Annotated in this window: 15 protein-coding genes; 11 read left to right on the top strand and 4 right to left on the bottom strand. The window is 62.3% G+C overall.

Features of this window, described 5'->3' with window-relative positions; translation table 11 throughout:
• Window positions 1-318 precede the first annotated feature (318 nt).
• The 9 genes from BOH68_RS08170 (at window position 319) to BOH68_RS08130 (ending at window position 11,287) form a co-directional block, all read left to right on the top strand.
• A complete protein-coding gene (locus BOH68_RS08170) occupies window positions 319-1,365 on the top strand; it encodes an ABC transporter permease (RefSeq protein ID WP_077376432.1) in 1,047 nt (348 codons plus the stop codon).
• Window positions 1,362-2,342 (top strand): ABC transporter permease, encoded by a 981-nt coding sequence (locus tag BOH68_RS08165; protein ID WP_077376435.1) that lies wholly within the window; start codon window positions 1,362-1,364, stop codon window positions 2,340-2,342. The genes BOH68_RS08170 and BOH68_RS08165 overlap by 4 nt, the downstream gene beginning before the upstream one ends.
• A gap of 20 nt (window positions 2,343-2,362) precedes the next feature.
• Window positions 2,363-3,394, top strand: coding sequence for an ABC transporter ATP-binding protein (locus tag BOH68_RS08160; protein WP_077376438.1), 1,032 nt, complete (start codon window positions 2,363-2,365; stop codon window positions 3,392-3,394).
• Window positions 3,391-4,458: an ABC transporter ATP-binding protein gene (locus BOH68_RS08155; protein ID WP_077376441.1), complete on the top strand. Its 1,068-nt coding sequence runs from the start codon at window positions 3,391-3,393 to the stop codon at window positions 4,456-4,458. The genes BOH68_RS08160 and BOH68_RS08155 overlap by 4 nt, the downstream gene beginning before the upstream one ends.
• A 379-nt stretch (window positions 4,459-4,837) precedes the next feature.
• Window positions 4,838-5,764 carry a LysR family transcriptional regulator gene (locus BOH68_RS08150; protein WP_077376443.1) on the top strand — a complete coding sequence of 309 codons (927 nt, stop codon included), beginning with the start codon at window positions 4,838-4,840 and terminating at the stop codon, window positions 5,762-5,764.
• A 53-nt stretch (window positions 5,765-5,817) separates the two neighbouring features.
• On the top strand, window positions 5,818-7,182 hold the full coding sequence (pepQ, locus tag BOH68_RS08145) for a Xaa-Pro dipeptidase (protein WP_077376445.1): 1,365 nt from the start codon (window positions 5,818-5,820) through the stop codon (window positions 7,180-7,182).
• Between the two features lie 188 nt (window positions 7,183-7,370).
• Window positions 7,371-8,429 carry a hydrolase gene (locus tag BOH68_RS08140; protein ID WP_077376448.1) on the top strand — a complete coding sequence of 353 codons (1,059 nt, stop codon included), beginning with the start codon at window positions 7,371-7,373 and terminating at the stop codon, window positions 8,427-8,429.
• A gap of 243 nt (window positions 8,430-8,672) precedes the next feature.
• Complete coding sequence (locus tag BOH68_RS08135; RefSeq protein ID WP_077376451.1) at window positions 8,673-9,839, top strand: dicarboxylate/amino acid:cation symporter; 1,167 nt, start codon at window positions 8,673-8,675, stop codon at window positions 9,837-9,839.
• A 227-nt stretch (window positions 9,840-10,066) separates the two neighbouring features.
• A complete protein-coding gene (locus BOH68_RS08130) occupies window positions 10,067-11,287 on the top strand; it encodes an MFS transporter (RefSeq protein ID WP_077377360.1) in 1,221 nt (406 codons plus the stop codon).
• A 149-nt stretch (window positions 11,288-11,436) separates the two neighbouring features.
• On the opposite strand, the gene msrA is transcribed toward BOH68_RS08130, so the two are convergent.
• On the bottom strand, window positions 11,437-12,075 hold the full coding sequence (msrA, locus tag BOH68_RS08125) for a peptide-methionine (S)-S-oxide reductase MsrA (protein WP_077376454.1): 639 nt from the start codon (window positions 12,073-12,075) through the stop codon (window positions 11,437-11,439).
• Window positions 12,076-12,124: 49 nt separating this feature from the next.
• On the opposite strand from msrA, the gene BOH68_RS08120 reads away from it, so the two are divergent.
• Entirely contained in the window at window positions 12,125-12,601 is a 477-nt protein-coding gene (locus BOH68_RS08120) for a YchJ family protein (RefSeq protein ID WP_077377363.1), read from the top strand.
• Between the two features lie 185 nt (window positions 12,602-12,786).
• Here the strand turns inward: BOH68_RS08120 and tamB are convergent, their stop codons facing one another.
• The 3 genes from tamB to BOH68_RS08105 all read right to left on the bottom strand — a co-directional run bounded on the left by tamB (window position 12,787) and on the right by BOH68_RS08105 (window position 20,540).
• Window positions 12,787-16,965 (bottom strand): autotransporter assembly complex protein TamB, encoded by a 4,179-nt coding sequence (gene tamB, locus BOH68_RS08115; RefSeq protein WP_170877425.1) that lies wholly within the window; start codon window positions 16,963-16,965, stop codon window positions 12,787-12,789.
• A gap of 160 nt (window positions 16,966-17,125) precedes the next feature.
• Window positions 17,126-19,213: an autotransporter assembly complex protein TamA gene (gene tamA / locus BOH68_RS08110; protein WP_170877426.1), complete on the bottom strand. Its 2,088-nt coding sequence runs from the start codon at window positions 19,211-19,213 to the stop codon at window positions 17,126-17,128.
• Between the two features lie 187 nt (window positions 19,214-19,400).
• Window positions 19,401-20,540, bottom strand: a complete 1,140-nt coding sequence (locus BOH68_RS08105; protein WP_077376463.1) for a coiled-coil domain-containing protein — start codon at window positions 20,538-20,540, stop codon at window positions 19,401-19,403.
• A gap of 606 nt (window positions 20,541-21,146) precedes the next feature.
• Between BOH68_RS08105 and BOH68_RS08100 the strand changes: the two genes are divergently transcribed.
• On the top strand, window positions 21,147-21,731 hold the full coding sequence (locus BOH68_RS08100) for a superoxide dismutase (protein WP_065392414.1): 585 nt from the start codon (window positions 21,147-21,149) through the stop codon (window positions 21,729-21,731).
• Window positions 21,732-21,864 lie beyond the last annotated feature (133 nt).

The following is a 21,864-nucleotide window of genomic DNA, read 5'->3' as shown; positions in this document are numbered from 1 at the left end:
AGTGAGTGAGCAACAGGCACTGAACCGTCTTGCATCGTCCAGTGCCATGTTCCTGGCCACGCACACCCCTCGCGACAGGCAAGTCAGGCAACCGGAGATAGGCAACGTGAGCTCTCTGGTTGCCCTGCTTGGCTGAAGGCGACGACTTACCCCCGCCTGTTCCTTCCCCTAGGTCATCGCCTCTCGGTGATGGGCTGGGGAGCCTGTGCCCGATGACAGGCCAGCGACAGGCGGGACTCCTGACACCCAGCGCGATTGGCCAGCCAGACCAGGCCGCCGCGCGCGAGACCGTGATGTTCACGAGGAAGGTGGCGATCCATGATTGCCTTTCTGATCAAACGCCTGATGCACGCCGTACTGGTCATGTTCGTGATCAGCATCATCAGCTTCGCCATTCAGGACAACCTGGGCGACCCGCTGCGCGAGATGACCGGCCAGGCCGTGTCAGAAGCCCAGCGTGAAGTCATGCGCGATGAAATGGGGCTCAACGACCCCTTCATCACCCAATATCTGCGTTTTGCCGGTAATGCCCTGCAAGGGGATCTCGGTACCTCGTATTTCTACAAGCAGCCAGCGACCGAGGTGATTCTCAAGCACCTGCCCGCCACGCTGGAACTGGTGATGGCCTCGAGCCTGATCATCATCCTGCTCTCTGCCCCCATCGGCGTGTTCGCGGCGATCCGCCCACGCAACTGGCTGTCACGCCTGTTCATGGGCACCTCGATCATCGGGATCTCGGTGCCGGTGTTCCTGACCGCCATCGTGTTGATCCAGCTGTTCGCGATCGGCGTCACGGTGGACTGGTTCCCCGGTGATACCCCCTGGGGCAGTGTGCTGAACGGCATGCTCTCCACCGATGGCGGCATGCCTTCCTACGGGCGGGGTGAGCTGGTCCATGTGGCAGGCCCCTGGTCCAGCGGCTTCTTCACCGCCGATGGCCTCTGGCATCTGGTACTGCCGGCCATCTCGCTGGCCTCGATCATGCTGCCGCTGTTCATCCGCCTGATTCGCGCCGAGATGATGGAGGTCCTGCAGTCGGACTACATCAAGTTCGCACGTGCCAAGGGGATCGGCCTCAAGCGCATCTACTTCCTGCACGCACTGAAGAACACCATGCTGCCGGTGATCACCGTCGGCGGCGTGCAGATCGGCACCATGGTGGCCTACACCATCCTGACCGAGACCGTCTTCCAGTGGCCGGGTATGGGCCTGATGTTCCTCGAGGCCATCACCCGCTCCGACATTCCGCTGATCGTGGCCTACCTGATGATGGTCGGCGTGATCTTCGTGATCACCAATACGCTCGTCGACCTGATCTACGGTCTGGTCAACCCCACCGTCAAGCTTGCGGGGAAATCGGCATGAGCCATTCCACTTCCGAGACCCATACGCCCGTCACTCCGAAGACCAGCTCCATCGCGGTGCCCGGACGCTGGCAGCGCTTCCGTGAGTCCTATCTGGTCTACAGCTTCAAGCGTGACTGGATGGCCCAGGCCTGCCTGCTGGTCTTCATCGCCATGGTGCTCGGGGCCTTTCTCGCCCCGTGGATCGCCCCGGCGGACCCCTATGACCTGGCCACCATCGACATCATGAACTCGGAGCTTCCGCCGGCGTGGATGGCGGGTGGTGATCCGGCCTTCCTGCTGGGCACCGATGCCCAGGGGCGGGATCTGCTCTCCACCATTCTGTACGGCACGCGCGTGTCGCTGCTGATCGGCTTCGGTGCCGTGATTCTGCAGGCGCTGCTCGGCGTGACCTTCGGGCTGCTGGCGGGCTATCTGGGGGGACGTGTCGATGCCTTCCTGATGCGCATGGCGGATATCCAGCTGTCGTTCTCGACCCTGATGGTGGCCATCGTGGTGGGTGCCATCATCAAGGCGACCTTCGGTGGCGCCGCCTTCTCGGACTATGCGCTGATCCTGCTGATCCTGATCATCGGGCTGGCGGAATGGCCTCAGTATGCGCGCACCGTCAGGGCGTCCGTGCTGGCGGAGAAGAGCAAGGAATATGTCGATGCCGCACGGGTGATGGGCTTCCGCTCCCGCCGCATCATGTTCCGCCACATTCTGCCCAATACCCTGTCGCCGATCTTCGTCATCTCCACCGTGCAGATCGCCAACGCGATCATCTCGGAGGCGGCGCTGTCCTTCCTCGGCCTCGGCATGCCGGAAACCCAGCCGTCACTGGGCTCATTGATCAAATCCGGCTTCGACTATCTGCAGTCAGGCAGCTGGTGGATCACGCTGATTCCTGGTGGCGTGCTGATTCTGCTGGTACTGGTGATCAATCTGCTGGGCGACTGGCTGCGTGACGTGATGAACCCCCGCCTCTACAAGGGCTGAAGCCGCGAGGAATCAAGACAATGGCATTACTTGAAGTCAACCACCTCGATGTCCGCTTCGCCATGCGAGGCGGCGAGGTCCGCGCCCTGCGCGACGTCAGTTTCACGCTGGAACGCGGCGAACGCTTGGGCATCGTGGGCGAGTCGGGGGCCGGCAAGTCGGTCGCCGCCTTCACCATCCTGAATCTGATCGCCAAGCCCGGCTACATCGCCGGCGGCGAGATCAAATTCGATGGCGAAGTGCTCAACACCATGAAGCCCAAGGCGATGCAATCGATTCGCGGCAATCGCATCTCGATGATCTTCCAGGACCCGATGATGACGCTGAATCCGGTGCTGACCATCGGCGAACAGATGATCGAGTGCTTGAAGGCGCACCGTCGCATCTCCAGCAAGGATGCGCGCGCCATCTCCCTGCACAAGCTCAATCAGGTCTTCATTCCCTCACCGGAAAAGCGTCTTGATCAGTACCCGCACGAGCTGTCCGGTGGCATGCGTCAGCGCATCATCATCGCCATCGCGTTGCTGCTGGACCCGGACATCATCGTCGCCGATGAGCCGACCACCGCACTGGATGTGACCATCCAGGCCGAGATCATGGAGCTGCTGCTGCTGCTGTGCGAGAAGCACAATGTCGGGCTGATCCTGATCACCCACGACCTGGGTGTCGTCAGCCAGGTGACCCAGCGCACCCTGGTGATGTATGCGGGCCGCGTGATCGAGCAGGGCCCGACCCGCGAGATCATCAATGATGCCCAGCACCCCTATACCCAGGGGCTGATCAACGCCCTGCCCCAGATGGCCACGCCCGGTAGTCGCCTGAATCAGATTCGCGGCTCGATGCCCACACTGACCAAGATTCCGGCTGGCTGCGCCTTCAATCCGCGCTGTGATTTCGCGGCGGATGTCTGTCATGAGCAGGTGCCCGCCTTCGTGGCATCCGGCAATTGCAAGGTGGCCTGTCACATGGTGCAGGCGATGGTGAAAGGAGAGTCGTGGACCCCGATCGTCACCGATGCCTCCCAGGCTCCCCGAACGGAGGTGAACGCATGAGTCAGGCCATTCTTACACCAGAGGAGCGTCTCGCCAGCGGGACAAGTGCCGCGCTCGGCGACACCCTGGTCGAGATCCGCGATCTCGAGAAACGTTTCTCGCTGTCCGGTGACTTCCTCGAACAGCTGACCTTCGAGAAGGGACGCCTGCGGCGCAAGCAGGAGTACGTGCATGCCATCAATGGCGTCACTCTCGACGTCAAGCGGGGCGAGGCGTTGTGTGTCGTCGGCGAGTCCGGCTGTGGCAAGTCGACGGTCGCACGTACCGTGATGGGGCTGCTCAAGCCCAGTGGCGGGGAGATACGGTTCGACGGGACACGTATCGATGACATGGCACCCAGGGACCTGCTGCCCTATCGCCGTCGCATGCAGATGATCTTCCAGAACCCCTATGCGTCGCTCAATCCCCGCATGACCATCCAGCAGACGCTGGAGGAGCCACTGCGCTTCCACCAGCCGACACTGAAGGATGGTGAGATCCGAGACAAGATCGAGGAAGTGATGCGCTCGGTGGGGATCGACCCGGATTGGGGCAAGCGCTATGCCCACGAGTTCTCCGGTGGCCAGCGCCAGCGCATCTCGATTGCCCGCGCACTGGCGGTGGACCCCGAGTTCATCGTCGCCGATGAGCCGATCTCGGCACTGGATGTCTCGATTCAGGCTCAGGTGCTCAATCTGATGATGGATGCGCAGGAACAGCGGGATCTGACCTACCTGTTCATCACCCATGATCTTGCCGTGGTAGAACACTTCGGGACACGTGTCGCCGTGATGTATCTGGGGACCCTGTGTGAGCTGGCGGACACTCGCTCGCTGTTCGCTCGCCCCAGACATCCCTACACCCAGGCACTGATGTCGGCGATACCGCGCCTGCATGATGACAAGCCCAATCACATCCGCCTGGAGGGTGAGGTGCCGACCCCGGTGAATCTGCCATCGGGCTGCGTCTTCCATGGCCGCTGCCCGCATGCCAATGAACGCTGCCGTCGGGAGATCCCGCGCTTGATCGCCATCGAGGGTGGTCAGGTGGCCTGCCATGCCGTCGAGGAAGGCAGAATCGACTGAGCAGGACACCTGCCCAGATGCCACTCCGTGGTGAGTTGCCCCGTGCCTCAGGGCCCGGCCCTCGGGGCACGGATGGCGATGTCCAAGGCAGCCGGCGCAAGCCGACTGCCTTGCCGTCTGATGACATGCCTGGCGTGGACTTTCGGGTCGACATCGACGGATCGACGATTGCATCCCACTCTCGGTCTAGGGCAACATCTCGCAGATCCGATATTGACCAAGGGGTCAATCCGCCCGGTAGCGAATCGTCACGATGAACGCTGCCGGGCATGGCGCCATTGACCTCCCCGCAAGATACCCTGGTGTGACACGTCCGCAGAGATGTGCGCCCGACCTCCTGACATGGCCTGTCGACAGGCCGACGAGGCACACCGAATCCATGGAAATACGCTGGCTCGAAGACTTCATCGTTCTGGCTCAGACCCGTCACTTTTCACGGGCAGCCGATGCACAGAATGTCTCTCAGCCCACCTTTTCTCGCCGTATCAAACTGCTGGAAGAGGAGATGGGCACCACATTGATCAATCGTCAGACCTTGCCACTGTCACTCACCCCTGCCGGGGATGAGTTTCTCCAGCTGTGCGAGCAGATTACCGAGCGGGTACGCATCACGCGTGAACGTCTGCAGGACATGGCCCAGCAGCAGGCCAGCAAGATCTCGCTCGGTGCGCCGCAATCGCTGGTATCACATTTCCTGCCCGAATGGCTGGATCAGCACCAGCTGCGGGAGCAGGTGTTTCCCTATCTGCGTGCGACGGGCTGGCTGGCGGCGGATTACTTTCATGGTCTGGATCGCGGCGAGTGTGATCTGGCCATGTGTTACTGGCCTCAGGCACGTGTGGACCTCGGCTTTGAGCTGGACAGTTATCAATACCTGGTAGTCGGTGAGGAGTGCTTCATTCCGCTATGCGCGCCCCAGGCGGATGGCAGCCCGCTTCACCCCCTGCCGGGCACGCGTCGCAATCCCTTGCCGTTCATCAGCCCTCACCCCCGCGCCGTCATCGCGACCTCATTGACGGCTCACCTGGCTCAGGTGCCCGTCCAGGCACACCTGGTGACCATGAACGAGAACATCCAGGCAGCCAACATCAAGGCACTGGTGCTGCAGGGCTACGGCATCGGCTGGTTGCCACAGCGTCTGGCGGCCGCGGAGATGGCCAGCGGGCAGCTGGTGCGCGCCGGAGATGAACGCTGGGATCTGCCACTGCATATTCGACTCTATCGCCCGCGCGAGCCACGTCACGCCAGCGTCAGTGAGCTATGGTCGCGGCTTGGCAAGCCACCGGAGTCCGGCGGACTGACCTGAAGGACTCGCCGGCGACAGCGCAGCTCTGAACCACATTGACATAAGGAAGACAGATGTTCGAACCTCGCCTGAATGACCCCGCACTGACCCATGCCGAGGCACATCGCGCGCATCTGGCGGCGCTGCAGGCGCGCTATGAGCTTGCCATGCAACAGCATGATCTGGACGCCATCGTGCTGCATAGCGGCAAGCCGAAACGGCATTTCGCCGATGACCAGGATGCCAGCTTCAAGTCCCATGCTCACTTCCTTCACTGGGTGCCGATGGCAGGCCTGAGCGATAGCTGGCTGCTGGTTCGTCCGGGTGAGCGTCCAACGCTCTATCTGTATGCCCCTGATGATTTCTGGCACCTGTCGCCCACGTTGCCGACACCTGACATCGCCCCCTGGGCTGCGTGCTTCGAGATCGTGCATCTGCGCAAGCCGACACTGCCGGAGCGTCCCGAGGGCCGCGTGGCGCTGGTGGGTGAGATCGCCGAGCTTCAGCCGGAGGTGGTCAGCGAGCTTGAGGCGCTGCCCAATCCGCTCGGGCTTGTCCGTCAGCTGGACGAGGGGCGCGTCTGCAAGAGCGAATTCGAGATCGCCTGTCTGAGAGAGGCCAGCCTGCGCGCTGCCCGTGGCCACCTGGCTGCCCGGCGGACCTTCATGGAAGGCGGTGCGGAACTCGATATCCAGCTGGCGTATCTCGGCGCGTCCCGCCAACGCGAATCCGATGTGCCCTACGGCAATATCGTCGGCCTCAACGAACATGCCGCGGTACTGCATTACCAGCACTATGGCCTGCAGACGCCTGATTCCCGCCGCAGCCTGCTGGTGGATGCCGGTGCCAGCGTGCACGGCTATGCCTCCGATATCACCCGCAGCTGGGCGGGTGATGACGCGCTGCCCCTTTACCGCTCACTGATCGAGGGCGTGGAGGCACTCCAGAAGCGCCTGATCGCCAGACTGGCGCCCGGGGTCGATTACGTCGAGCTTCACCTGGAAATGCATCGTGAGCTGGGGGAGCTGCTGCGTGAACTGGGCGTGGTTTCCCTGCCTGCCGAGGAGCAGGTCGCACAAGGCATCACCGCCGCCTTCTGTCCGCATGGTCTCGGGCACCTGCTGGGACTTCAGGTGCATGATGTCGCGGGTCGAATTCCGGATCACACCAGCGGTGAGGTGCGTCACCCTCCGGAAGGTCACCCGATGCTGCGCCTGACCCGCGTACTCGAGACCGGCATGGCCATCACCATCGAGCCGGGGTGCTACATCATCCCCATGCTTCTCGAGCCACTGCGCAACGATGCACGGGGCGAGGCGATCAACTGGTCACTGGTAGACGCCCTGGCGCCTCATGGCGGTGTCAGAATCGAGGACAATCTGGTTATCACCGCCGATGGCGCCGAGAACCTGACGCGCAGCCCCGACACCGGATTGTGAGCAGCGCAGTGACCTGACCGACGACGGCGCATCATGCTGCAGTGCAACTAGCAGTGACCGATGGATAATGAAATGATGCAGCCAGTCCTGGTATCAGACGTAAAGAATCACTGAATGGAAGTCAGGAAATCCTGGCATGTGGCGCGCGATGCCCCTGCTCGGGATTTCCTGTCTCTGGAGTCAGCGTCATGCCTCATTCGATCTTCACCTCCGAGTTCCGGCCCGCTCTGGGGTTGCGCAATCGCCATGTCCAGACCTTGCTGCCCCGCCTGCTGCCCCGCGCCCCGCTGTCTCGCCGCACCGAGATACTCAACCTGCCGGACGGTGATTTCGTCGAACTCTCCTGGGTGACCAGTGATGGCAACAGCCGTCGCGAACGGGAAGTTGAACTGTCCGATGACGCCCCGCTGTTCGTGCTGTTCCATGGCCTGGAAGGCAATCTGGAGTCGCCCTACGCTCGGGATCTGCTCAATGCGGCAGCGCGTCTGGGGTGGCGGCCCGTGCTGATGCATTTCCGGGGGTGCGGGCAATCGCCCAACCGACTGCCGCGGGCCTACCACAGTGGTGACACGGCGGATGCCTACTGGGTTCTGGGGGAGATGGGCAGGCGTTACCCTCATGCCCTCAAGGTGGCCTGTGGCGTATCTCTCGGAGCCAACATGCTGCTCAAGCTGGTGGCGGAACAAGGCGGAGATGGGCTGGACCTCGCCGGGGCGATCGCGATCAGCGCACCACTGGATCTCGCGGCAAGCTCCGACGTGCTGAATCAGGGCAGCTCGCGACTCTATCAGCGACATCTGCTCAAGAGCATGAAAGCCAAGGTGGCCGCCAAGCTGGCCAACGGGCCGCTGCCCATCTCCATCGGTGCACACCAGCTGACGCAGTTGAACAGCTTCTGGGCCTATGACAACGAAGTCACGGCGCCCTTGCATGGGTTTTCCTCGGCCAGTGACTACTACTCCCGCGCCTCGGCCGGCCGGCTGTTGCGAGACATCGAGCTACCGACCCTGATATTGCAGTCGCTGGACGATCCCTTCATGCCTCGTGATCTGTTCTCGCGCTTCCCGCAGCCCTCTGAAGCGGTGCGGATCGAGTTGAGCGAACGCGGCGGGCATGTCGGCTTCATCGAGTGGCGGCGCGGTCGTCTGTCGTCCTGGCTGGCGCGCAGAATCACGCGCCAGCTCACGGATTGGTCAGCATTGTCACACTCCCGTCAGCGTCACAGTGTTCAGCAGGAAACGCTGTAACTGACGTTGCCTGCCGCCTCGTTCGAGCACCTGCCGCGTGACTGACGTCCTGTATCGTGGGACGAGCACACGGAGACCTTCGCGGGTCAGATTCACAGACGTCTTCCGGCCCGAAGACGCCGTCATTACTTTGAAAGGAAACAATGATAAGATAACGGTATATAGAGAGAAGAAGGATTGCACTGTCGCGATGCCACGAGGATGGTAGACTGCGCGCCTGATACCTAGGCTATTGGTCTGATAATGAACCTCATTTTTCGTCTGGTACTCGGCATCGTCGCCGGTGTACTGCTGGGTCAATGGGCCCCGGACATCCTCGTGCGAAGCCTGCTCACCTTCAAGGTGCTGTTCGGCGAGCTGCTGGAGTATGCCATCCCGTTGATCATCCTGTTCTTCATCATGAGCGGCATCGCACGTCTCGAGCGCTCCTCCGGGCGGCTGCTGGCACTGACCATGGTGCTGGCATATGCCTCTACCACGCTGGCCGGATTGATGTCGGCGGTGGTGGGTCTCGAACTGGTGCCACATATCGTGAGCCACACCCAGATGCCCGCCAGTCACCCGATGGTGCTCCAACCTTATTTCGCGCTGGACATCCCCCCCTTGACCGATATCAGCACCGCACTGGTCACGGCTTTCCTGTTCGGGATCGGTATCTCCGCCACCGGCCATGATGGCCTGCGCAATTTTGCCGACGGTGGTCGTGACATCGTCGAGCGCTTCATCGCCAAGGCACTGATACCGGCACTGCCCTTCTATATCGCCGGACTCTTCTGCGAGATGACCATCGCCGGCACGGTGGCCAACACGCTGAAAAGCTTCGGCATGATCCTGATTCTCGCTCTGACCCTGCACTGGCTGTGGCTGAGTCTTCTCTACCTCGCCAGTGGCATGAGTACCGGCCGTGCACCGCTGGTGGCGCTACGCAACATGTTGCCGGCCTACTTCACTGCCGCCGGCACCATGTCATCCGCCGCGACGATCCCCGTGACCGTGCGCCAGACGCGTCTGAATCATATCTCGCCCTCGGTCTCGAGCTTTGCCATTCCGCTGCTTGCCACGATCCACATGTGTGGCAGCGCCATCACGCTAACCATCTGCGCCATCGGTGTCATCCTGGTGACGCCGGCATTGCCGCAGCCCGACCTGATGTCGTTGTTGCCGTTCATTGCCGCACTCGGGGTTACCATCATCGCCGCGCCGGGCTCGCCTGGCGGCGCCGCGATGACATCGGTCGGAGTGCTCCAGAGTCTGCTGGGGTTCGATGCTGCCGCCGTCGGCCTGATGATGGCGCTCTATCTGGCGCAGGACAGCTTCGGCACGGCCTGCAATGTGGCGGGTGACGGTGCGCTGGTACAGTGGATCGACCGCTTCGCCGAAGCTGAACAGGATCGCCAGCGGTATCGCTGAAGCCGAGACGACAGGCGGCATCGCCTCAAGCAGAAGGTCAGGCCGCCTGCCCGGTGACATCGGTGCTGACTGACGCCATGACCGACTGGAATCCAGAGTTGCGCCATCCAGCCCTTATGGTCGCGTCCCCTTGACCGCATGTCAGAGCTGTTCTTTCGACGCGGCCATGGGGATTCACCTTCCCCGTGACGATGATGGATTTCATTCATGACACGGGGCAATCACGCATGACTCCCTCCGACACCTCTTCCTCGACCCCCAGCGACGGCATCAGCAGCGCCCTGGTGATGCTGTTTGCCTTCTGCTGCGGCGCGATCGTCGCCAATGTCTATTACTCGCAGCCGATCATCAACATGATCGCGGGCGACATCGGACTGTCAGAAAGCAGCGCCAGTCTCATCGTGGCGCTGACCCAGGGAGGATATGCGCTTGGCCTGCTGTTTCTGGTACCGCTGGGCGATCTGCTGGAAAACCGCCGGCTGTTGATCACCACGATCCTGATCTCGGCGGCGAGTCTGGTACTGGCGGGGCTGGCGGAGGCTCCCTCCTCGTTTCTGCTCTGGTCATTGCTGATCGGTGTCAGCTCGGTCTCGGTGCAGATCCTGATCCCGCTGGCGGCTCACCTGTCTGCGGAACACAGCCGTGGCCGCGTGGTCGGCAACATCATGAGCGGATTGCTGCTGGGCATCCTGCTGGCACGGCCCGCCTCCAGCCTGCTGGCGGATCACTTCGGCTGGCGCTGCATCTTCTTCGTCGGTGCCGCCTTGATGCTGCTGGTCGGGGGCGTGGTATGGCGGGTGGTCCCCAGCCGCCAACCACGCCATACCTCAAGCTATCCCGCGCTACTCAAGACCCTCGTCAAGTTGCTGCGTGATGAACCGGTACTGCGTCGTCGCTCCCTCTATCAGGGGCTGATGTTCGCGGCATTCAGTCTCTACTGGAGTGCCGTACCGCTCGAGCTGGTCAACGAACACGGCTTTTCGCAGACGCAGGTCGCGCTGTTCGCCCTGGTGGGGGTGTTGGGAGCTGTCGCCGCCCCGATCAGCGGACGCCTGGCAGACGCAGGCCACACCTCGATTGCCACCGTAGGCGCCCTGGTACTCGCCAGTACCAGCTTCGCGACGGGGCTGATGCCGATGACTCTACAGGTCGTTGCACTGGCCATGACAGGATTGCTGCTCGATTTCGCGGTACAGACCAATATGGTCCTCGGCCAGCGCGCCATCTATTCCCTCGACCCCGAGAGCCGTGGCCGCCTGAATGCCATCTACATGACCAGCATCTTCGTCGGCGGTGCGATCGGCTCGGCGCTGACCAGTCTGATCTACGCCCATCTCGGCTGGAATGGCATCATGGCGATCGGTGGCGCCTTGCCGCTCGTGGCACTGGCATGGCTGCTGGTGAGTCGCTCACGCAGCCAGGATGAGGCCTCCCCCACGACGGACTGAGACCGGGCGATCGGCCGTCGCCCAGCAGGCGGACCCAGCAACCAGAAAGCCTCATGGCAGGCGTCGTGCTGACGGTCACCATGAGGCTTTCGCGTTTCTTCAGGGCAGCGCAATCAGGGCAGACCGTACATGCGCTCGCCGCCCGCCAGCTAGCCGATCGGGCAGCTGATCCCCGTGCCCTTCAGGCCACAATAGCCACCCGGATTCTTGGCAAGATACTGCTGATGGAAATCTTCCGCGTAATAGAATGTCTCGAGTGGAGCGACCTCGGTGGTGATCCGCCCCAGACCGGACTGATTGAGCGCCTGCTGATAATCCGCCAGGCTCTTCTCGACGATCTCACGCTGGGCGTCATCGACGTAGTAGATCGCACTGCGATACTGGCTACCGATGTCATTGCCCTGACGCATGCCTTGCGTCGGATCGTGCGCTTCGAAGCTGGCACGCAGGATTTCCGGCAGACCGATGACCGTCGGATCGAACACCACACGTACCACTTCGGTGTGTCCGGTCTTGCCGGTACAGGTCTCCTCGTAGGTGGGGTTCGGCGTATGGCCGCCAGCATACCCGACGGCCGTCACCACGACGCCCGGCAGCTGCCAGAACAGACGCTCCGCGCCCCAGAAACATCCCAGTCCCAGCACGATCTCCTCACATCCCTGGGGATAGGGAGGTACAATCGAGCGCCCATTGACGTGATGGGTACCCGTTATCTGCAGCGGCTGTTCGCGCCCCGGCAAGGCATCTTCTGCCGAGGGAATGGCCTGCTTGTCTTGCGTCTTCCACATGGCGGACTCTCTCCTGTGTCGCGTCGTGCAATCGTGTATAGGTTCAATGATGTCATCTCTGCCCCCCAAGATCTGCCCCTGCCAGCCCAACACCGCTGAGGCACGACGCTACGTCGATTGCTGTCAGCCGATTCATGCGGACATCACCCTCGCCGAACGCCCTGAGCAATTGATGCGCGCCCGCTACAGTGCCTTCTGCCTCTCGCTGAGCGACTTCCTCATCGACAGCTGGGACGCGGCACATTGCCCATCACGCGCCGACCTGGAAGGTGCTGGCCCGCAATGGCTGGCGTTGGAGATTCTGGACAGCGGACAAGATGCCGATACCGGCATGGTACGCTTTCACGCCACCTTCTTCGAGCAGGGAAAGTTCCAACGATTGCAGGAACTTAGCCGATTTCATCATGATGGCCATCACTGGCGTTATGTCGACGGTGATGCCGAGTGGCAGACATTGACGCCAGGGCGCAACAGCCTGTGTCCCTGTGGCAGCGGCAAGAAGATCAAGCGTTGCTGCACGGCATGACGCTGACCGTCAGCGCCTGGTGCTGACGCGCACGATCACGATCTCTGACATAAGCCCTGCAAGCCCTGCAAGCCCTGCAAGACGCGCCCTGCGAAACGCCCAGGAAAACGCCCTGCAAAACGAAACAGCCCCCACCGACGCTATCGATGGGGGCTGAATCTGTGGCAATCAATTGGCCTGGCGTGTCATCTGTCCTTGCCGACTCTGGGCGCCAGCTCACTGCGACCCAATGAGAAGCTGTAGAGCAGATCCACGGCCTGCGCCGTACCGGATACCGCTTCGGCATACAGATTGCGGAACAGCTTGTAGCGCAGCGTCAGCTCCGCGATCGGCGAGAACAGCCCGACGCCGTAACTGAGCTTCAGATCCGGAGCGATATAGCCGCTGACCACCACCTGGCTGTCATCCCCGCTGCCGGAACTGTCCAGACTCAGATCCCTCACGCCGAAGGTTTCGCCGATCTGTCCGACCACCTGACCACTTTGCGCCAGCGACATGCCGATCAAGGCGGACGTGACCGCACTGTCACTGCTGGTATCGCTGTCCAGGCCTTCGCCGCGCAGCAGATAGCTCAGTGCCGACGACTCATCCATCGAGGGGTCCGAGAAGATCTCGATGCTGGGTGAGGAGGCAAGCCCCGTCACACGCACCCCTGCGGTCACGTCGTCCTCGGTGTTGTCAGGATCACGGATCGCCTCGATATTCAGACGCGGACTCGAGGGCGGACCGGCCAGCAATACCTGCCCCTTGCTGATCTGCAGGTCCTGCCCGAAGCTCTTGTAGGTCCCGTCGACGAGATTGACCTCACCGAAGACCTGCACACCGCCCTTGGACTGGCGCACATCGAGATCGCCTCTGAGCCTGGTCTTGAGCCCCATCGCCTCCAGGCGAGCATCTGGCCCGATATGGATGCCGATCCTCACATCCAGCGCCATGCCGGCCTCATTGAGCGCCTTGGCGGTATCGCTGCCATCCGCCAGCTCAGCCGGGTTGGAGGTGTCCTCATCACTGGGTCGCTCGATGATGATGGTGTCACTGGAGGGTGACACGGCAGACGGCGGCACCTGGTCCACTTCGATGCGTGTCCACGGCACATTGACGTCACCTCGCAGTTTGAGCAGCGTAGGGCTGGCATTGATCTGCAGATCCGGTGCGACGCGCATGCGCCCGATCCCGGCGATATTGAGCTCGAGCGGATTCTTCGCACCGTCGAGATTCACTGCCGCCGTCCAGTCATCCAGGGTCGGCCAGGCCGCCTCGCCATCGATACCCCAGCGCGCATCATTGCCCACCAGATACCCCTCGATATCGGCACTGTTGCCATCGAAGTCGACGGTGAACTGGGCATCCGAAAGCGACACCGGCAGCCCCTCACCCTGTACCTTGACGCCGGTCAGCGCGATCGGGCCGGTCAACGACGGCAGGCTCAGATTGCCGCCGACCTTGACGTCACCCGCCAGCTTGCCCTCCAGCTGAGTCATGCCCGCCACCAGCGGACGATACGGAGAGAGATCGATGTCGCGGATGGCCAGCGAGCCATCCAGCTGACCTGCGCCCGCCGGGTCGAGGACCGACACGGTGAGCCCGATGCCGCCAGCACTGTCGAGGCGAATCTGGGTATCGAGATCAGCCTTCTCGGGCGTGGCCTCCAACGCCAGTTGCAAGGTGGTTTCCGGCAGCGACCAGGCATTGCCATCGGCGTCTTCCCCGGCCAGTGTCAACTTGCCTGCCAGCTCCGCATCCGCATTCCAGCGTTGGCCACCCTGCTTCCAGCTTGCCGTGATCTTGCCGCCCGTGGCACCACCGATGGTCCAGCTCTCCGGCATGGCGCTCTGGGCCATGTCCAGGGGAATCCCCTCGAGCGTCACCACGGCCTGGCCGTCATTGCCCGCACTCAAGGGCTCGGCGACACAGATCTGCCCCCCCTGTTCCCGACTCAGACAGAACGGCTGCACCAGCACGGTGCCCTTGGCGAGATTGGCATCGAAGCGTGCCGGCGTGTCGAAGTTGAAGTCCCCGAAGTCGGTATTCGCCGTCAGCGGAGACAGCGCCCCACGATAATGCTCACGCGCCTTGTCGAGCCCGCCCTTGAGGGTCAGTCCCAGACGTGACAATGGCATCTCGCCGGCCATCTCGGTATCGAACTGCAAGGTGTGATCGCTCAGGAAGCCCCCCAGCGTCAGCGCGACCGTCGCGATCTGCTGTCCGCCAGCCCGAACGCCGTCGGCGTTGAGGGCGATATCCAGTGCCGGGTCATCCACACCACGCTTGCGGGCATCGACCCCGGCGGACAGCGCCATGTCGGAGATACGATTCTCCCCGATCTGCAGGCGTCGTCCCGTGAAGTTGCTCGCCAGTCGCGGCTTGTCGAGGGTGCCCGTGGCATCGATCTTGCCCTTGAGCTCACCCGCGACATCCGGCATCAGGGTCGAGAGCGCCGGGAAATCGATATTGGCGGCAAGCGTGATGGTCTTGGCAATCTTGCCGTTGGCGCTCAGGCGGTTCTGCCCCTGGCGCAGCTCCAGCGCGTCGACGTTCCACTGCATGTCGGCATTGCCTGAAAGCTTGCCGGTCAGCGTGAGCGGCCGCTCGAGCAAGGTGCCATGGATATCCAGCTTGCTGACATCGACGGCCCACGGGCCTTGCAGTGGCTGATGGAAGCTGGCCGCGAGATTGCCGCTCAGCTCACCGCGCACGGCTTTCTGCCCTCCACCGGTCGGGGCCGGCAGCAGATCCTCGGGATGCAGCTTGTCGAGCGCCAACTGGGCCACGACCCGGAGTCCTTCCTTCCACTGGATCTCACCGCGGGTCGTCGCGGAGCCACGCTTGAGCGCGATCTTGAGCGGCTGCCAACGGTAATGCTCGAGATCGCCGTCGCCTGCCAATGACACGGTGGCACGCGGAATGTCACGGCCCTCGATGATGGCATCCAGCGTGGTCGTATAGCCTGACAGTGAGCCCTTGGCGACCAGTGCCAGATTCTCGACAATATAGTCAGGCGTGAAGGAGGCAGACTGGCTCTTGGCGATGTGCTTGGCCGCGTTGTCCTGATCCGCAGTCTGGGCCTCTTTCTGAGGCGCAAGAGCAGCATCACCCGCTGCGTCATTGGCGGCGGCAAGGGGCCAGGTGATCCGCTCGGCGCTCAGACGCGCCTCGAAGGGCAGATCACTGTCCAGCACATCCGCGCTAGCCACAAGCTCGGCGGCCAGCGGGCCGTCGGCCTTGAGAGAGGCCTCAAGATCCGCCAGCGAGCCCTCAAGCGACAGGCGCAGCCTTTCATGACGCACGGGGTCGATCAGGGTCTCGGCATTGAGCGTGGCGCTCAGGGGATACTCGTCCTTGAGCGTGACCTGCGCCACGAGATCGGCATTCACGTCACGCGAGTCGACCTCGAGACGCGAGAGCGTGATGTCATGCCCTTCCGCCTTGAGCGCCAGCGACAGACGGCTGACCTCATACGGGCTCGGCCCTTTGAGCGCAAAGTCTTCAATGGCCAGATCAGGGACCTCGATGGTCAGCGGAATATAGACCTCCGGCAAGGCGATGCGCCCGGCCTGCGCTGTCTCATCTGAGGTCTTGTCTACAGTCTTGCCAGCCGGCTCTGCGGCATCATCCGTGATGGCCTTGTTCGAGATGGCCCTGGCGGCGGTCTCGGCTTGAGGCGCCACCCTCTGAGCGTTGACCACTGCGCTCGCCGCTTGCTGCGCCTCAGGCGTGAGGCTCACCCCCTCGAGACTCACAGTGTCAGACGTCGCTGATGTCGCTTGAGCCGCGACGGCATCAGCCGGAATGAAACGACTGGTGATCAGGCGTGTCTCGCCCAGCGTCAGCGTACTCACCGACAGCGCGGCCGAGGTATGGAAGTGATCGAAGGTGACGCGACTGCCATCCGCCAGCGCCAGGGCGAAGTCATCAATGGCGACCTTGCGCACCTCGATGGGAATCGGCACCACGATGGGCACGTTGAGACTCTCACCGCTATCTGGCTCAGGCTCCTCGCTGGCACCGCTATCACTCAGGGTGATAGCGAGCCCGCTGGACTCAAGCGACTCGAGACACAGCTTGCCCTGGAGCAGACAGTCCTCGCCCCAGGCCAGCGACAGGGAGTCGGCATTGACGGCCAGCCCCGGCAGGTCCAGCGAGACGTCCTTGAGCGACAGCGCTTCCAGCGGTGAGCCTGAGGCCTGCGAATAATCGATGAAGCCACGTGAGCGTGCCTGATCGAGCACGAGCCCTGTGCCCCACGGGGACAACACGCCCCCGACCAGCAGCATCGTTAGCCCGATCAGGAACACGAGCAGCCATATCAGCAACCGGATGACCAGGCCGCCCCGACGTACATAGGGATTAGACAATTCCAACATCTCCATATCTTTTATCAGCTCACCCACCCAGCTGATTGAGCTGAGCAGGCGCTTGCTGCGCTTGAGAGCCGATCACGCGTCCATACAGCGATCACACTTCCCGGCTTCAGGAGGCACTCCGTCTCGCCCCCCGATCAGACCTGCGGATCAGGCCTGCTGATCAGAACTCGGGCCCGATCGAGAAGTGAATGCGATAATCGTTGTCATCATCATCGAAGGGATGGGCGATATCGAGGCGAATCGGGCCCACCGGGGAGATCCAGCGAATCCCCATGCCCGCCGCCGTCTTGAGCTCCAGGGCATCCCAGCCATCGAAGGCGTTACCAGCGTCATAGAAGGCCGCGCCCCACCAGTCACCGGTCAGGCGGTAGTCATATTCCAGACTGCTGGTCAGCAGGGAACTCCCGCCTTCATCATCCCCGTCATCATCTTCCGGCGAGAGGCTCTCGTAGGAGTAACCGCGAACACTGCTGTCGCCGCCAGCATAAAAGCGCTTGGAGTTGGGCATGCCGTGGAAGTTATCGGTATCGAGGTTACCGATACCGGCACGCGCCACGAAACGGTGATTGTTGCCGATGGAGCGGATCCAGTTGGTATCGAACTGGGTCCACACGAAGTTTTCATCAGACCCCCAGATCTGATTGCCGTACTCTACCGTCAGCTTCTGACGATCCCCCCACATGGGGAAGGCCTTGGGACGAGTTCGTGTCCGCGTCCAGCTGACCCCCGGATACAGCAGAAACACCTGACCAGTATCTGAGGCGATGGTGAAGTCGTCATAGCTCGCGCCCAGGTAAATCTTCTGCTGCCAGCCATTGTCGAATTTCCACTCACGCCCGAAACGCACTGTCGTTTCATTGCTGGTCTCATCATCGTCGTCGACGATGGCCACCCCGTACTCCAGCACATAGCTGTCCTTGAGCGGGTCAGCCAATGGCATGCGGTATTCACCCTCGAAGGTCTGCTCCGGTGAGGAGAGGAACAGGCTGTTGGTCATGCTATGGCCATAGCGATTGACCCACGGCACCTCCCAGCTGAACTGCAGGCGTGGCCCGACATCCGTGGCGTAACCGATGCCCGTCTCGAACTTGTGGCGGTCGGCGGGAATCAGGCTGATATCCACGGGAATGATGGGACCGTTGGCCGTCTTGACCGCCGCCTCCAGCGCATCGCCAGTCAGTACCGGCGTGTCGCTGCCGGAGGCTTGATCAGTACCCGCTTCACTCGCAGCACCGCCGGCGGCCAAGGTCGCCTGCCCGGGAGGCACCGACGAGGCTGATCGTGAGGACGCGCCAGCGCCAGCACGACGATTCGTCTCTGTGTCACGGTCTTTCTCACTGCCTTTTTGACTGTCTTGCTCGACGTCAGTCCGCTCGACATCGGCAAGCCATGACCCCTCATACCCCTGTGCCTCGGCATAGGCTGTCTTGACGTTGCGCGTCTTGATCTTGCTGTCAGGACTGGTGGTCTTGAGTTCGGCGCCCGGATTGAGCTGTGGCTTGATGGCGGCCGAGCGGAACCAGCCTGCCTCACTCAGCCGCTGGTTGAACTGGGTCAGCTTGCCGGCTTCGTAATAATCCCCCGTCTGGAACGGCTGCATGGCCTTGACGCGATCCAGCTCTATCTGGCTGTTGAGATAGGTGATATCGCCGAAGCGGTAACGCTGACCGCTCTGCATGACCAGATAGATGCGTGCCGAGTGCAACCAGGGGCGCACCTCGATGCGCTGCTGGGAGAAGGAGGTATCGAAATAGCCGCGCTCGAGACTGAGCGACGCCAGAGTCGACTTGAGGCTGTCGTAGCGAGAGTGACGCAGCACATCGCCTTCCTCGAGATTGGCATCGGCCAGCGCCTTCTTCATGACCTTGTCGCGCGCGGCGTCGCCCTCGAGTCGCAGCTCCAGTGTCTCGATGGTAACCGGCTCACCGGCATCCACCGTCACCACCACATCATCGCCCCCCAGCAACCCCTTCTCGGGATAGCGGAGAGTGATCTGGGCATCGTAGTAACCGAAGGCCTGCAGCGCTTCCTGGATGCGCCGGATGATCTCGTCCTCGTAGCGCTCGGCCGGGACATCCTCCTCCAACGTCAGCCCCGCCAGATAATTGACCACGTTGGTGGCAGCGGCACCTTTCAGCCCTTTCACCGCGGCATCCAGCGCCAATGCCTGTGGTGCCAGCAGCAGGCCGGTGCACAGGACCAGCGGCTTGCTCCAGCGCAGATAGCGGCGTGCAGCGTCGTTGCTCAACACCTTGCCTCGAGGCTCGAGCGAACCCGCTCTCCCATTCTTGTCGCCACTCATTGCACGTCCCTTGTTAGGTACTCATGCGAGTACTGTCCATCACTGTTACTGACCATATGTCATCTGCCGCAGGCCGGTTCGGGGAGGTTCGTGTCCTTCACGGGTACGTGACCCTCCAGGATTCCATCACTGCTCAGCGCTCCAGGCGCGCGACTCGCTGCTCCAACCGGGACAGCTGACTCAACATGGACGCCACACGGCCACTCAACTGCCGACGGCTGGCATCCAGGGAGCGTAGCTGCTCGTCCTGCGGGGATGCCTCACCCAGGGCTTCCAGCCCGGCGCTGAGCGCTGTCTGCTGGCGTCGCAGCTCCCCCAGCTGGGAAGACAGCGACGTCTGGGTCTTGCTCAACGGCGCGAGCCGGGAGTCCACCAACCCCGTCAGGGACGCCTGCTGCTGCTCGAGCTTGCGGCGCAACGCGTCCAACGCCTCCTGCTGGGACTGCTTGAAGGCCGTCAGCGCCTGCGAGCTTGCCTGGCGATCCTCTGTCGTCGCCTCATCCTGCGCCTGCCTGAGGGCGTCCCACTGCGAGGCGAGACGCTCAAGCTGCGCGGCCTGCTGATCCAGGCGGCTGGACTGATCGCTCAGGCGTTGCTCGAGTGGGGGCAGCGACTGCTGCTGCGCTTGCTCGACTGCCTTGAGCTCGGTCTCGAGATGGGCCAGGGTGCCAGCCTGTGCGTCGAGGCGTGCCTTGAGCGTCGCACGCCCATCCCGGCTCAAGGACTCAAGGGCACTGACGGAGCCCTGCAAGGCACTCAGCAAGGTGGTGCGGTTGTCACCCGCCTGGCGTAGTCCCTCGAGCTGGGCCTCGGTGGACTCGACAAGCGCTGCGAGACGACTCGCCTGCGCGTCCTGCGATGCCGTCAGCGTGTCCGAGAGCGCGGCAAGACGCTCCTGCCAGGCGGCCTGCTGTTCAGCGAGGCTGTCGGCAAGGGATTCATCGGTCTGCGTGAGGCCGTCGATGCGCGCACTCAGCGACTCGTCCACCCGCGTGGTGAGCTGGGCAAGCCGCTCATCCACATCCCCCAGCAGCTGGGCGTCGTTCTCGACATCGCCCTTGAGTCCCGAGACCTGACGACTCAGCTGATCACTCTGCTGGCCTCGCATGTCCTGAAGCTGCTGCAATTGCCATTGCTGCCAGACGACCACCCCTCCCAGTGCCAGCACGCACACCCACAGCGGCCAACGACGCGGGGGCGGGGCTGCATCAGGATGACGAGCCAGCGCTTCATCACGCCGTGCTATCAGTGATTCCTCCCGGGAATTGTCCATTGAAGGTTCCGTAGTGTCCTGCCGCATACTGGCTCCATGACTGGCACATCGACTCAAGGTTCCAGCGACAGGCGTCGGCATCATCCGCGGCAAGGCTCGAGCCTCATGCGACACCTGGAGGGAAAACGCCCGTATCCCGCTGATTGACTGGCCGGTTTTCGGTTGCCGGCTCTGCCGAGTCTAACAGCAGACCCCGGCCATCTCATCAGGTTCCCCAGCAGCACGGCCCGCGGTCCCTCTCATGTAACCGCACTGTACCTTCCCGCCAGACGGCGACGTCGCCCGCGATACCTGACATCGCTCACCGACATCCTTCGGTGCTTTCCCGCCAGCAGGTCCCGGCGGCGTTGGCCTGCAGGAACACGAGTGCTATAGTGCAAAGCACTGCGACTCTCGCAGCCTCTGGCTTCGTAGCTATCTGGATTCACAAGGTTTTTCACGCTAATTGCACATTTTCCATTATGTGCTGGCTTAATGGATTCCTGGCGATTGTCTCCTCGTCGCCTGACGTCGAAGAGAACACTGAAGGAGGCTTGAAAGCCTTCATGCCTGCCCCAACGAAGTCAGAGCAAGATTCTATTGGTGAGGAAAAGGAGCTTATCCCCCATGGCATTTGAACTCCCGGCACTGCCGTACGAAAAGAACGCACTCGAGCCGACCATCTCCGCCGAGACCCTTGAGTACCATTACGGCAAGCATCACCAGGCCTACGTCACCAAGCTCAACAGCATGGTCGAAGGCACTGCGGACGCAGAGAAGTCTCTGGAAGACATCATCCAAAGCGCTCAGGGCGGCCTGTTCAACCAGGCAGCTCAGGTGTGGAACCACACCTTCTACTGGCACTGCCTGTCTCCGAACGGTGGTGGCGAGCCGACAGGCCCGCTGGCAGATGCCATCGTGGCCAAGTGGGGCTCCGTCGCTGACTTCAAGGAAGCCTTCAACACTTCCGCTGCCGGCAACTTCGGTTCCGGTTGGACCTGGCTGGTCAAGAACGCTCAGGGCGAGCTGGAAATCGTCAACACTGACGACGCAGACACCCCGATCGCCAAGGCAGGCCAGACCCCGCTGCTGACCGTCGACGTCTGGGAACACGCCTACTACGTCGACTACCGCAACGCGCGTCCGAAGTATCTGGAAAGCATCTGGAACATCATCAACTGGGACTTCGCTGCACAGAACTTCGCAGCCTGAGACACCCGGCATGAGTGATGGCACCTTCACTTCACTCTCACATCAGACGTCATGGATGATATGACCTGACAGTGACGTTCGAGTGAGAGGATGGTGCAAGGAAAGACCCCGCCAATCGGCGGGGTCTTTTGGT

Origin of the sequence: Cobetia sp. MM1IDA2H-1 (genome assembly GCF_002916775.2) — a bacterium.
Taxonomy (GTDB): Bacteria; Pseudomonadota; Gammaproteobacteria; order Pseudomonadales; family Halomonadaceae; genus Cobetia; species Cobetia marina.
Note: the sequence above shows the minus strand (reverse complement) of the source record. Positions and strands in the feature narration are given on the sequence as shown.

Excerpts from the sequence above, each read along its gene's own strand:
- BOH68_RS08170 (WP_077376432.1), top strand. The coding sequence starts at position 319 with ATGATTGCCTTTCTGATCAAACGCCTGATGCACGCCGTACTGGTCATG.
- BOH68_RS08165 (WP_077376435.1), top strand. The coding sequence starts at position 1,362 with ATGAGCCATTCCACTTCCGAGACCCATACGCCCGTCACTCCGAAGACC.
- BOH68_RS08160 (WP_077376438.1), top strand. The coding sequence starts at position 2,363 with ATGGCATTACTTGAAGTCAACCACCTCGATGTCCGCTTCGCCATGCGA.
- BOH68_RS08155 (WP_077376441.1), top strand. The coding sequence starts at position 3,391 with ATGAGTCAGGCCATTCTTACACCAGAGGAGCGTCTCGCCAGCGGGACA.
- BOH68_RS08150 (WP_077376443.1), top strand. The coding sequence starts at position 4,838 with ATGGAAATACGCTGGCTCGAAGACTTCATCGTTCTGGCTCAGACCCGT.
- pepQ (WP_077376445.1), top strand. The coding sequence starts at position 5,818 with ATGTTCGAACCTCGCCTGAATGACCCCGCACTGACCCATGCCGAGGCA.
- BOH68_RS08140 (WP_077376448.1), top strand. The coding sequence starts at position 7,371 with ATGCCTCATTCGATCTTCACCTCCGAGTTCCGGCCCGCTCTGGGGTTG.
- BOH68_RS08135 (WP_077376451.1), top strand. The coding sequence starts at position 8,673 with ATGAACCTCATTTTTCGTCTGGTACTCGGCATCGTCGCCGGTGTACTG.
- BOH68_RS08130 (WP_077377360.1), top strand. The coding sequence starts at position 10,067 with ATGACTCCCTCCGACACCTCTTCCTCGACCCCCAGCGACGGCATCAGC.
- msrA (WP_077376454.1), bottom strand. The coding sequence starts at position 12,075 with ATGTGGAAGACGCAAGACAAGCAGGCCATTCCCTCGGCAGAAGATGCC.
- BOH68_RS08120 (WP_077377363.1), top strand. The coding sequence starts at position 12,125 with ATGTCATCTCTGCCCCCCAAGATCTGCCCCTGCCAGCCCAACACCGCT.
- tamB (WP_170877425.1), bottom strand. The coding sequence starts at position 16,965 with ATGTTGGAATTGTCTAATCCCTATGTACGTCGGGGCGGCCTGGTCATC.
- BOH68_RS08105 (WP_077376463.1), bottom strand. The coding sequence starts at position 20,540 with ATGGACAATTCCCGGGAGGAATCACTGATAGCACGGCGTGATGAAGCG.
- BOH68_RS08100 (WP_065392414.1), top strand. The coding sequence starts at position 21,147 with ATGGCATTTGAACTCCCGGCACTGCCGTACGAAAAGAACGCACTCGAG.